The following is an 11,807-nucleotide window of genomic DNA, read 5'->3' as shown; positions in this document are numbered from 1 at the left end:
GTTACTTGTTCTCCTCGGTACGGGCGGGGGCGGCGGGCTCGGAGCCGCCGAGCAGCAGGTAGAGCACGGCCATGCGGATCGAGACGCCGTTGGCGACCTGTTCGACGACCGTGCACCGGTCGGAGTCGGCCACCTCGGCGGTGATCTCCATGCCGCGGACCATCGGGCCGGGGTGCATGACGATGGCGTGCTCGGGCATCTTCGCCATCCGCTCGCCGTCCAGGCCGTAGCGGCGGGAGTACTCGCGCTCGGTCGGGAAGTAGGCGGCGTTCATCCGCTCACGCTGCACACGAAGCATCATCACAGCGTCCGACTCCGGCAGCACCTCGTCGAGGCTGTAGCTGATGTCGCAGGGCCACTGCTCCACGCCGACGGGCACCAGGGTGGGCGGGGCCACCAGGGTGACGTGGGCGCCGAGGGTGGTCAGCAGGTGGACGTTGGAGCGGGCGACGCGGCTGTGCAGGATGTCGCCGACGATCGTGATCCGGCGGCCGTCGAGGTCCTTGCCGAGTCCGGCATCGGCCCCGACCAGTCTGCGGCGCATCGTGAAGGCGTCCAGGAGTGCCTGGGTGGGGTGCTCGTGGGTGCCGTCGCCGGCGTTCACGACCGCGCCGTCGATCCAGCCGGAGGTGGCGAGGCGGTACGGGGCGCCGGAGGCGCCGTGCCGGATGACGACGGCGTCGGCGCCCATCGCCTCCAGGGTCAGGGCCGTGTCCTTGAGCGACTCGCCCTTGGAGACGGAGGAGCCCTTGGCGGAGAAGTTGATGACGTCGGCGGACAGGCGCTTGGCGGCTGCCTCGAAGGAGATGCGGGTACGCGTCGAGTCCTCGAAGAAGAGGTTGACGACGGTACGGCCGCGCAGGGTCGGGAGCTTCTTGATCGGCCGGTCCGCGACCCTGGCCATCTCCTCGGCGGTGTCGAGGATCAGGACGGCGTCGTCGCGGGTGAGGTCGGCGGCCGAGATGAGGTGGCGCTTCATCTGGGTGTTCTCCGGGTGGCTGGAGGATTCAGGCATGCGGGCGTGCGGAAGCCGCCGTACGGCAGCGGGCCGTACGGAGAGGGCAGCTACTGCTCGACCGCCGGGGCGGCCTGCTCGACCCCGAGCAGCACGGCGTCGCGGCCGTCCTCCTCGGCGAGCTGGACCTTGACCGTCTCCCGCAGCGACGTGGGGAGGTTCTTGCCGACGTAGTCGGCACGGATCGGCAGTTCGCGGTGGCCGCGGTCGACGAGGACCGCGAGCTGCACCGCGCGGGGCCGGCCGATGTCGCCGAGCGCGTCGAGAGCGGCGCGGATCGTGCGGCCGGAGAAGAGCACGTCGTCGACGAGGACGACCAGACGGCCCTCGATGCCTTCGCCGGGGATCTCGGTGCGGGCCAGGGCGCGCGCCGGGCGCATCCGCAGGTCGTCGCGGTACATGGTGATGTCGAGCGATCCGACCGGCATTTTCCGGCCGGTGATCTCTTCGAGCTTGTCGGCGAGCCGGCGGGCGAGGAAGACGCCCCGGGTCGGGATGCCGAGGAGCACCACGTCGTCGGCGCCCTTGGCGCGTTCGACGATCTCGTGGGCGATGCGGGTCAGTACTCGGGCGATGTCGGGAGCCTCGAGAACGGGGCGTGCCGCATTGCCGGTGGCGTCGTGCTGTGCGTCCATAAGAAACGGACCTCCTTCTCCGCCTCACTGGACGGATCTTAAAGGACGTCGAAATTGCGTCATTCACGTTACCAGGGCCTGAGCAGGGCCCTTGCCCCACCCCCGGGAGGTGCCGGTCCGGACCATTCAGCTTGACGCACCCAAGTAACGCTGCGTAACCTCACAGTGAGTTACCAGCCACGCGGCGGAGCCGCACAATGTTCCAGCGTCCGGGGAGCCTTATGTCCAGCGAATACGCAAAACAGCTCGGGGCCAAGCTCCGCGCCATCCGCACCCAGCAGGGCCTCTCCCTCCACGGCGTGGAGGAGAAGTCGCAGGGCCGCTGGAAGGCCGTCGTGGTCGGCTCGTACGAGCGCGGCGACCGCGCCGTCACCGTCCAGCGCCTTGCCGAGCTGGCGGACTTCTACGGCGTTCCGGTGCAGGAGCTCCTGCCCGGCACGACGCCCGGCGGAGCCGCCGAGCCGCCGCCGAAGCTCGTGCTCCAGCTCGAGCGCCTCGCCCACGTCCCGCCGGAGAAGGCCGGACCCCTGCAGCGCTACGCGGCGACGATCCAGAGCCAGCGCGGCGACTACAACGGCAAGGTGCTCTCGATCCGCCAGGACGACCTGCGCACCCTGGCCGTGATCTACGACCAGTCGCCGTCCGTGCTCACGGAGCAGCTGATCAGCTGGGGCGTCCTCGACGCGGACGCGCGCCGCGCGGTCGCTCACGACGAGGGCTGACCACCCCAGAAGAAACGTACCGCCGGGTCGGCGGGGCCCTTTCCGGGCGCCCCGCCGGACCCGGCGTTTCCGTTTTCCGGGCCGTCCGCACGGGCGGCCCCCGGACATGCCGAAGGGCCCACGGTCTCGCGACCGTGGGCCCTTCGTCGGCAGAACGACGCCGGGGGGCTACTGCTCCCGGCGAAGGTTCGGCTTGAGGTCCTTGAAACGGGCCAGCAGGCCGTTCACGAAGGACGGGGAGTCATCGGTGGAGAACTCCTTGGCGATCTGCACCGCCTCGTCGATCACCACCGCGTCGGGTGTCGCGTCCACCCAGATCAGCTCGTACGCACCGAGCCGCAGGATGTTCCGGTCGACGACCGGCATGCGGTCGATCTCCCAGTCCACGGCGTAGGTGACGATGAGGTCGTCGATGCGGTCCGCGTACTGCGCGTACCCCTCGACGAGCTCCATCGTGTACTCGGTGACCGGCGGCTGGCGGGTGTCGGACCGCGAGTGCCGGACCCAGTCCGCGAGGACCGTCTGCACGGACTCACCGCGCTGGTCGGCCTCGAAGAGGATCTGGAAGGCTCGCTTGCGGGCCGTGTTCCGGGCAGCCACGGTTAGCTGTTCACCCGGCCGAGGTAATCGCCCGAGCGGGTGTCGACCTTGATCTTCTCACCCGTGGTGATGAAGAGCGGGACGCCGATCTCGTAGCCGGTCTCCAGCGTGGCGGGCTTGGTGCCACCGGTGGACCGGTCGCCCTGGACGCCCGGGTCCGTGTGCTGGATGACGAGCTCGACGGCGGCCGGCAGCTCGACGTAGAGCACCTCGCCCTCGTGCTGGGCGACGGAGGCGGTGAAGCCCTCGATCAGGAAGTTGGCGGCGTCGCCGACAGCCTTGCGGTCGACCATCAGCTGGTCGTAGGTGTCCATGTCCATGAAGACGAAGTACTCGCCGTCCATGTACGAGAACTGCATGTCGCGCCGGTCAATGGTGGCCGTTTCGACCTTCACGCCGGCGTTGAACGTCTTGTCGACGACCTTGCCGGACAGCACGTTCTTGAGCTTGGTGCGCACGAAGGCCGGGCCCTTGCCGGGCTTGACGTGCTGGAACTCGACGACGGACCAGAGCTGGCCTCCGTCGAGCTTGAGCACCAGGCCGTTCTTGAGGTCGTTCGTGGAAGCCACGGTTGCGGAATCTCCTGGACTGAAGCTGGTGGAACGGCCAAGGATCCGCGCTAGAGCGCGAGCAGCTCCTTGGTCGTAATGGTGAGTAGCTCGGGTCCGCCGTCCGCCTCGGGGCGCACGACGAGCGTGTCATCGATCCGGACTCCGCCCCGGCCCGGGAGGTGGACCCCCGGTTCGACGGTGACCGGCACACAAGCGTCCAGTTTACCCATGGCTGCAGGTGCCAGCTGCGGGTCCTCGTCGATTTCGAGCCCCACCCCGTGCCCGGTCCAGGGTGCGAGGCCCTCACCGTGGCCCGCGGAGTCCAGTACATGGCGGGCCGCACGGTCCACATCGCGGTAGGCGGCGCCGGGCACGAGAGCCTCGCGTCCGGCCCGCTGAGCGGCGAAAACCAGGTCGTAGAGCTCGATCTGCCAGTCGGCCGGCGCCGTGCCGATGACGAAGGTGCGGCCGATCTCGCACCGGTATCCGCGGTAGTTGGCCCCGAGGCAGACGGAGAGAAAATCTCCTTCTTCCACCCGTCGGTCCGAGGGCCGGTGGCGGCCCCTGCCGGAGTTGGGACCGGTGGCGACGGAGGTGGCGAAGGCCGGGCCGTCGGCGCCGTGGTCGACCAGCCGGCGTTCCAGTTCGAGGGCGAGATGCCGCTCCGTGCGGCCGACCAGGATCGATTCGAGGAGTTCGCCCAGCGCCTGGTCCGTGATCTCGGCGGCGATCCGCAGACAGCCGATCTCCTCCTCGTCCTTCACGATGCGCAGCTGCTCGACGTTGGCGCCGAGGTCGGCCAGCCGGAGCTTCGGGGCGACCGAGGCCATGGCCCGGTGACGGGCGACGGTCAGGTCGTGCTCCTCCACGGCCAGGGACTCCGCCCCGCCCGCGGTGGCCAGGTCCGCGGCGGCGACCACGGGATCACCGCCGGTCACCGGCAGGAGGTCGACGCGCAGCTGATCGTCGGTGCGCCCGTCGGCCGGATCACCGGTCGGAGGACGCGGGCAGAGCAGGACGTCCTCGTCGGGGCCGAGCAGCAGCACGGCACCCGGGGGCGCTCCGCCCGCCAGGTAGCGGACATTGGCGGGGCGGGAGACCAGGGCGGCCGCGGATCCGACTGCGGCGCACCGGTCGCGGAGCAGCCCGCGGCGGACGGCGTACACCTCTGACATGCATCGAGCGTACGAGCGTGAGCGCGGGCCCGCGCGGTCAGCGCACCCGACCGGGGGGCGCAGCGGCCTCAGCGGGCGGACGGCCCCGCCGGGCTCCGGCTCACCAGGCCGGAGGGCTGGCGAGCGAGCGGGCGAGTATGTCGTCCAGGACGCGGGCGGTGGTCTCCACGTCGTACGTGGAGTTGTCGATGATCGGCAGCCCGGAGCCGTACCAGCCGGCCATCCGGCCGTGGATCCGGGCGACCTCCTCGTCGGAGAGGCGGCGGTTGCCGCTGCGGGCGGCGTTGCGCTCCAGGACGATCTCCAGGCCCGGCAGCAGGACGACGGGGAGCAGCCCGGGGCCGACGTGGCGCTTCCAGCCGCCGAGGCCGACGACGGGCCGGTCCGGGAAGACCGCGTCGTCGAGGATGCAGGAGATGCCGTTGGCCAGGAAATTGCGGGCGGCGAAGCCGCAGGTGCGGCGGGCCAGGCGGTACTGGGCCTCCGACTGGTCGTTCCACCCCGCCTGCGGGTCGGCGAAACCGGAGCAGACCCATTCGCGGACGTCGTCGAGGCTGACGTGGGCGGTGGGGACCCGGCGGCGGGCGGCCCAGAGCTTCGCCACGGTGGTCTTCCCGGCGCCTGCCGGGCCGATCAGCAGGACGGCGAGGGTCGCGGTGCCGGTACCGGGCCCGGTGGGCGGTGCGGGCAGCGGTACGGGCCCGCCGGGCGGCAGCTGGATGTGCCCGGTGGTCTCCCTGGAGACCGGGACGGGGGCCTGGCGCGGCGCGGGCCCGGTCCAGCCCTGCCCCTGCGGAGCCGGCGGCACCGGGGGCGGCGGACCCGGGTGACCGGCCGGGGGCTGGGCGGGCGGGCCCTGATGGCCGGGGTGCTGGGCCTGGTGCGACCAGCCGACGGGTCCGTTTCCGGGTCCCTGGGGCGGCGGCAGCGGGGCCCCCACTGCGTGCTGCATCCGGTGGCACTCCGTCTCGTACAGGCAACTGGCGCTGGTGGAACGGCAACCGTACCTTCCCCGGCCGCCACGGAGGGAACGGCCGGGGAGGGTCCACAGTGCCCCGTCGGCCAAGTCGGCCTTCCGGTGCGGGTGTGCGTCAGTCCGTCAGTTCGTCCGCGAGCGCCCTCAGGGCGAGCCGGTACGAGCCGATACCGAATCCGGCCACGGTCCCGGTGGCGACCGGTGCGACCACGGAGTGGTGACGGAATTCCTCCCGCGCGTACGGGTTCGAGATGTGCACCTCGATCAGCGGAGCGGTGCGCTGGGCGGCCGCGTCGCGCATCCCGTACGAATAGTGCGTGAAGGCACCCGGGTTGAGAACGACCGGAATTGAACCGTCCGCGGCTTCGTGGAGCCAGCGGATCAGCTCCCCCTCGTCGTTGGTCTCCCGGACGTCGACGTCGAAGCCGAGCTCCTTGCCGAGGGTGCGGCAGGTTTCGACGAGTCCGGCGTACGAGGTGGCCCCGTAGACGTCGGGCTCGCGGGAGCCCAGCCGGCCGAGGTTGGGTCCGTTGAGGACGAACACCCGGCGGGTCACGCCGACACCTCGCCGTAGGCGGCGAGCAGCACGGCCGGGTCGGGGCCCTCCAGGACGGCGGGCTTGCCGAGGCCGTCCAGGACGATGAAGCGCAGCAGGTTGCCGCGGGACTTCTTGTCGACCTTCATGTTCTCCAGCAGCTTGGGCCACTGGTCGCCGCGGTAGGTGAGCGGCAGTCCGACGGACTCCAGGACGGCGCGGTGCCGGTCGGCGGTGGCGTCGTCCAGGCGTCCGGCGAGACGGCCCAGCTCGGCGGCGAAGACCATGCCGACCGAGACGGCCGCTCCGTGGCGCCACTTGTAGCGTTCGTTCTTCTCGATCGCGTGGGCCAGCGTGTGTCCGTAGTTGAGGATCTCGCGGAGCCCGGACTCCTTGAGGTCGCTGGAGACGACCTCGGCCTTGACCCGGATGGCCCGCTCGATGAGCTCGGAGGTGTGCGGCCCGGCCGGGGTGCGCGCGCCCTGCGGGTCCGCCTCGACGAGGTCGAGGATCACCGGGTCGGCGATGAAGCCGGCCTTGATGATCTCCGCCATGCCGGAGACGTAGTCGTTGACCGGCAGCGAGTCCAGCGCGGCCAGGTCGCAGAGCACCCCGGCCGGCGGGTGGAACGCGCCGACCAGGTTCTTACCCTCGGCGGTGTTGATGCCGGTCTTGCCGCCGACGGCCGCGTCGACCATGCCGAGCACGGTCGTGGGTACGGCGATCCAGCGCACCCCGCGCAGCCAGGAGGCGGCGACGAAGCCGGCGACGTCCGTGGTGGCACCGCCGCCGATGCCGACGATGACGTCGGTGCGGGTGAAGCCGGTCTGGCCGAGCGCCTTCCAGCAGTAAGCGGCGACCTCGACGGTCTTGGCCTCCTCGGCGTTGGGCAGCTGGATCGCGATGGCCTCGTAGCCGTGGTCCGCGAGGTCCTGGCGGACCGTCTCGCCCGTCTCGGCGAGCGCCTCGGGGTGCAGGACCGCGACGCGCTGGGCCCGGTCGCCGATGAGCGTGGGCAGCTCGCCGAGGAGTTGCCGGCCGATCAGCACCTCGTACGGGTCGGTGCCCGCACTGCCGGCGATCTGGATACGGGTGGGTTCCTGCTCGGTCATCGTTCGCTTCTCCACGCCGGACGGTGCGTCCGGCAGCTCCAGTGCGTCGAGGACCGCCTGGGCGACCTCTTCCGGTGTGCGCTCGTCGGTCGCGACGACCGCGCGGGCCACCTCCGTGTACAGGTGGCGGCGGGCCTCCATGAGTTCGCGCCACTGCCGGCGCGGATTCACGGCGAGCAGGGGGCGCGCGGTGTTCAGCCCGACCCGCTTGACCGCCTCGTCGACGTCCATCGAGAGGTAGACGACGGCGTGGTCCGCGAGCAGGGCGCGCGTCGCCTCGTCGAGGACGGCGCCGCCGCCGAGCGAGAGGACTCCCCCGTGCTCGGCGACCGCGGTCCGCACGGCGTCCCGCTCCAGGGCGCGGAAGTGCTCCTCGCCCTCGTCGTAGAAGATCTCCGCGATGGGCTTGCCCGCCGTGGCGACGACATCGGCGTCGGTGTCCCGGTAGCCGGTGCCCAGCCGGGCGGCGAGCAGCTCGCCGACGGTGGACTTGCCGACGCCCATCGGCCCGACCAGGACGATCAGGGGACCGCTCGTCGGACCGCTCATCGGATCTGGAGGTGGTCGAGGTACGACTGGACGTTGCGGTGGGTCTCCGTGACGCTGTCGCCGCCGAACTTCTCCGCGACCGCGTCGGCGAGCACCAGCGCGACCATCGCCTCGGCGACGATGCCGGCGGCCGGAACGGCACAGACATCGGAGCGCTGGTGGTGCGCCTTGGCCGGTTCGCCGGTCACGACGTCGACGGTGGCCAGCGCGCGCGGCACCGTCGCGATCGGTTTCATCGCGGCGCGGACACGCAACAGCTCACCGGTGGTGAGGCCCCCCTCGGTGCCGCCGGAGCGGCCGGAAGCGCGCTTGATGCCGTCGTCGGTCACCAGGATCTCGTCGTGCGCCTGCGATCCGGGCACCCGGGCGAGATCGAAGCCGTCGCCGACCTCGACGCCCTTGATGGCCTGGATGCCCATGAGCGCGGAGGCGAGGCGGGCGTCGAGGCGCCGGTCCCAGTGCACGTGCGAACCGAGGCCGACCGGCACTCCGTACGCCAGCACCTCGACCACGCCGCCGAGCGTGTCGCCGTCCTTGTGGGCCTGGTCGATCTCGGCGACCATCTGCTTGCTCGCGGTGGCGTCGAGGCAGCGCACCGGGTCGGCGTCGAGCTTCTCGACGTCGGCCGGGACCGGGTAGACCCCGTACGGGGCCTTGGCCGCCGCCAGTTCCACGACGTGGCTGACGATCTCGATGCCGGCCGTCTCCTTGAGGTAGGACCGGGCGACGGCGCCGAGGGCGACGCGGGCCGCGGTCTCCCGGGCGCTGGCGCGCTCCAGGATCGGCCGGGCCTCGTCGAAGCCGTACTTCTGCATACCGGCGAGGTCGGCGTGGCCGGGCCGGGGCCGGGTCAGCGGGGCGTTACGGGCCTGGGCGGCCAGCACCTCGGGGTCGACCGGGTCGGCCGACATGACCTGCTCCCACTTGGGCCACTCGGTATTGCCCACCATCACGGCGACCGGCGAGCCCATGGTCAGGCCGTGCCGGACCCCGCCGAGGAAGGTGACCTCGTCCTTCTCGAACTTCATCCGGGCGCCGCGCCCGTAACCGAGCCGTCGCCTGGCGAGCGCGTCCGCCACCATCTCCGTGGTGACGGGGATACCGGCGGGAAGACCCTCCAGCGTCGCCACCAGTGCGGGGCCGTGCGACTCTCCGGCGGTCAGCCAGCGCAACCTGCTCAACGGTGCTCCTCATGCTCGCGCCTGTAACTGCAACGGCGCGACCGGGTGCGCGGCCCTGGCCCGCCGCCCTCGATCCTCCCACGACCGGACCCCCCGGCCCGCCGCCGGTCCAGCAGACGGACGCGACGGGCGGGGCGGATGTGCGGTCAGCGGGCGGCCAGCGCCTGCTCGCCGGCCCGGCGCATGGCCGTCAGCGGCGCGGGCGCGCGGCCCGTCATCTGCTCGACCTGGAGGACTGCCTGGTGCACCAGGAGATCAAGACCTCCGATGACTGCTCCCTCGCGACTCTCCCAGGCGGACGCGAGTCCGGTGGGCCAGGGCTCGTACAGCACATCGAAGAGGGTGCCGGGACGCGCCGGGACGGCGTCCGTCAGCCCGTCCGTGGCACCGGCCGGCGTCGTCGCGATGACCAGCGGGGCATGCAGCGCCCGCTCGGCCTCGGCCCAGTCGGCGATCCGCACGTCGACGCCCAGGCGTTCACCCCAGCCCCGCATCTCGTCCCCGCGCTCGCGGCTCCGTACATAGGCGGTGACCGGCCCCGTACAGACCTGCGAGAGCGCGGCCAGGGCGGACGAGGCGGTGGCCCCGGCGCCGAGGACGGCGGCGGACTCGGCCTTCTCCACACCGCGCTCACGCAGGGCGGCGATCATGCCGGGGATATCCGTGTTGTCGCCGGTACGGCGGCCGTCCTCGGTGAGGACGACCGTGTTCACGGCCTCGACGGAGGCCGCCGTCTCGCTGACGGAATCCAGCAGCGGGATGACCGCCCGCTTCAGCGGCATCGTGAGGGAGAGCCCGGCCCAGGAGGAATCCAGGTTCTCGAAGAAGCCGGGGAGCGCCGCCTCGTCCACGTCGAACCGGTCGTACGACCAGTCGTCGAGGCCGAGTTCGGCGTACGCGGCCCGGTGCAGGACCGGGGAGAGCGAGTGGGCGATGGGCGAGCCGAGGACGGCTGCCCGGTGGCGCGGGTCAGCCGATGCCATGGATCTCGTTGAACTTCGCTGTGAGTTTCGCATGCTCCGCGGCCGTCTTGGTGAAATCGGTCTTCTTGCCGTCGAGCGAGATGAAGAACATCCACCCGCTGGCCGTGGGACTGAGCGTCGCACGCAGCGCTTCGTCCCCGGGGTTGCTGATGGGCCCGGGCGGAAGACCGGCGTGATAGTAGGTGTTGTAGGGATCCGGGTTGGTCCGGATCTCGTCCAGATTGATCTTGATCTTGCTCTGCTTGGTGAGGTAGTTGAACGCGGAGTCGAATTCGAGCTTGCGATTCGTGGCCGTGTTGTCCGGCTTCAGGCGGTTGTAGACGACTTCGGCCATCTTCCGGAAGTCGTCGTGCGTCAGGCCCTCCGCCTGCACGAGGCTGGCGACGGTGAGCACCTGCCACGGGCCGTCCAGGTTGTACTTCTTGGCCGTTCCTTCGAGGTCGAGCTTCTCGTACTCCTCGTTGGACCGCGCGACCATCTTCTCGAGGATCGCCTCCGGCTTGGTCTCCTTCGTCACCGGATACGCGGCCGGGTAGAGGAATCCTTCCAGCGGGTCCTTGATGTCCTTGTTCTTGGCCGCCCAGCCGGGCAGGCCCAGATCGGACTTCTTGGACTTGGCCACACCCTCGGTCGTGCCCGTCTTGAGATCCAGCTTCTTGTCGACCATCGCGTAGACGGCCGCGTTGCGGGAACCCTCGGGAATCACCAGAAGGTTCTGGCTCTTCGGGTCGACCATCATCTTCACGGCCTCGGACGCCGACATCTCCTCATGGAGGAGGTAGACACCGGCCTGGATCGACTTGCCCTTGGGGTTCTCGTTCTGGGCGGAGACGAACGCGTCGACGCTCTTGACGACGCCCGCCTTCTTCAGGATGTTGCCGATGTCGTACCCGTACGCGCCCTTGGGGATCTCGATCTCGACCGAGCCCGATCCGCTACCCGCGTAGTCGGGGGCCGAACCGAACTTGTCCTTGTAGAAGGAGTAGCCGAAGTAGCCCACTCCGCCGAGACCGCCGGCCAGGACGAGGGAGACGACCAGACAGGCGCAGCCGCTGCGGCCCTTCTTCTTCTTGCCCTTGCCGCGCCGCTCGCCTCCGCCGTCACCGCGGCGGGACTCGCGCGGGTCGTCGTCGTAGTCGTCGTCCTTGGCTTCGCCTTCGTCGTCCGCGCCCGTGAAGAAGGGGTGCGTCTCCTCCGGCTGGACCTCGGGGTCCCAGTCCGGGTTCTGCGCCGGGGCCGGTGCGGGTTCGGCCTCGCGGCGGCCCGGGGGCTGCGGCGGCGGGTAGGCCTCGGGGGTGCCGTAGTAGTCGTTCGTCTCGCCGTAGCCGTACGAGGCAGGGGGCTGGCCGTCGTACGGCATCGAGGCGGGCTGCTGACCGGTGTCCCAGCCGCCGTTGTAGGGAGGCTGCTGGGCGTACGGGTCGTGCTGCGTGCCGTACGGGGGCTGCTGCTGGTACTGCGGCTGCTGGGCGTACGGGTCCTGCGGGTGCTGCTGGTATGGGTCCTGCGGCTGCTGTTGCTGCTGGTAAGGGTCCTGCGGCTGCTGCATGTACGGGTCCTGCGGCTGCTGCTGGGCGTACGGGTCCTGCTGCTGGCCGCCGTACTGGCTCTGGCCGTGGGCAGGCTGCTGCCCGCCGCCCCATCCCTGGTCCCCGTACAGGGGATCCTCGGGATGCCATGGTTCGGAGCCGGGGCCCCGGCCATACTCAGTCATCGATCCCCTTGAGCCGCGAGACGACGTTCCGTCTCTTTGCTGTGCGGTGTTTGTTCGAA

Annotated in this window: 12 protein-coding genes; 1 reads left to right on the top strand and 11 read right to left on the bottom strand. The window is 70.8% G+C overall.

Annotated elements, in window-relative coordinates; genetic code table 11:
• Position 1 precedes the first annotated feature (1 nt).
• Together ACGFZA_RS26670 and pyrR are read right to left on the bottom strand one after the other, a co-directional pair.
• Complete coding sequence (locus ACGFZA_RS26670; protein WP_385281353.1) at positions 2 to 979, bottom strand: aspartate carbamoyltransferase catalytic subunit; 978 nt, start codon at positions 977 to 979, stop codon at positions 2 to 4.
• Positions 980 to 1,065: 86 nt separating this feature from the next.
• Positions 1,066 to 1,650: a bifunctional pyr operon transcriptional regulator/uracil phosphoribosyltransferase PyrR gene (gene pyrR / locus ACGFZA_RS26665; RefSeq protein ID WP_266776531.1), complete on the bottom strand. Its 585-nt coding sequence runs from the start codon at positions 1,648 to 1,650 to the stop codon at positions 1,066 to 1,068.
• Between the two features lie 221 nt (positions 1,651 to 1,871).
• On the opposite strand from pyrR, the gene bldD reads away from it, so the two are divergent.
• Positions 1,872 to 2,372 carry a transcriptional regulator BldD gene (gene bldD, locus ACGFZA_RS26660; protein ID WP_018103903.1) on the top strand — a complete coding sequence of 167 codons (501 nt, stop codon included), beginning with the start codon at positions 1,872 to 1,874 and terminating at the stop codon, positions 2,370 to 2,372.
• Between the two features lie 168 nt (positions 2,373 to 2,540).
• On the opposite strand, the gene nusB is transcribed toward bldD, so the two are convergent.
• The 9 genes from nusB to mltG all read right to left on the bottom strand — a co-directional run bounded on the left by nusB (position 2,541) and on the right by mltG (position 11,748).
• Positions 2,541 to 2,972 (bottom strand): transcription antitermination factor NusB, encoded by a 432-nt coding sequence (gene nusB, locus ACGFZA_RS26655; protein ID WP_024490948.1) that lies wholly within the window; start codon positions 2,970 to 2,972, stop codon positions 2,541 to 2,543.
• A gap of 2 nt (positions 2,973 to 2,974) precedes the next feature.
• On the bottom strand, positions 2,975 to 3,541 hold the full coding sequence (gene efp, locus ACGFZA_RS26650) for an elongation factor P (RefSeq protein ID WP_385281161.1): 567 nt from the start codon (positions 3,539 to 3,541) through the stop codon (positions 2,975 to 2,977).
• Positions 3,542 to 3,591: 50 nt separating this feature from the next.
• Positions 3,592 to 4,698 carry an aminopeptidase P family protein gene (locus ACGFZA_RS26645; protein WP_385281163.1) on the bottom strand — a complete coding sequence of 369 codons (1,107 nt, stop codon included), beginning with the start codon at positions 4,696 to 4,698 and terminating at the stop codon, positions 3,592 to 3,594.
• Between the two features lie 100 nt (positions 4,699 to 4,798).
• Entirely contained in the window at positions 4,799 to 5,650 is an 852-nt protein-coding gene (locus tag ACGFZA_RS26640) for a Pro-rich N-terminal domain-containing protein (protein WP_385281165.1), read from the bottom strand.
• 139 nt (positions 5,651 to 5,789) lie between these two features.
• Positions 5,790 to 6,230 (bottom strand): type II 3-dehydroquinate dehydratase, encoded by a 441-nt coding sequence (gene aroQ, locus ACGFZA_RS26635; RefSeq protein WP_385281168.1) that lies wholly within the window; start codon positions 6,228 to 6,230, stop codon positions 5,790 to 5,792.
• Positions 6,227 to 7,870 carry a 3-dehydroquinate synthase gene (aroB, locus tag ACGFZA_RS26630; RefSeq protein ID WP_385281170.1) on the bottom strand — a complete coding sequence of 548 codons (1,644 nt, stop codon included), beginning with the start codon at positions 7,868 to 7,870 and terminating at the stop codon, positions 6,227 to 6,229. The genes aroQ and aroB overlap by 4 nt, the downstream gene beginning before the upstream one ends.
• Complete coding sequence (aroC, locus tag ACGFZA_RS26625) at positions 7,867 to 9,051, bottom strand: chorismate synthase (protein WP_385281173.1); 1,185 nt, start codon at positions 9,049 to 9,051, stop codon at positions 7,867 to 7,869. Before aroC ends, aroB begins: the two co-directional genes overlap by 4 nt.
• 146 nt (positions 9,052 to 9,197) lie before the next feature.
• Positions 9,198 to 10,034 (bottom strand): shikimate dehydrogenase, encoded by an 837-nt coding sequence (locus tag ACGFZA_RS26620; protein ID WP_393682339.1) that lies wholly within the window; start codon positions 10,032 to 10,034, stop codon positions 9,198 to 9,200.
• Entirely contained in the window at positions 10,021 to 11,748 is a 1,728-nt protein-coding gene (mltG, locus tag ACGFZA_RS26615) for an endolytic transglycosylase MltG (protein ID WP_393682337.1), read from the bottom strand. Before mltG ends, ACGFZA_RS26620 begins: the two co-directional genes overlap by 14 nt.
• Positions 11,749 to 11,807: the final 59 nt, after the last annotated feature.

This window comes from Streptomyces sp. NPDC048211, assembly GCF_043202315.1.
Classification (GTDB): domain Bacteria; phylum Actinomycetota; class Actinomycetes; order Streptomycetales; family Streptomycetaceae; genus Streptomyces.
Note: the sequence above shows the minus strand (reverse complement) of the source record. Positions and strands in the feature narration are given on the sequence as shown.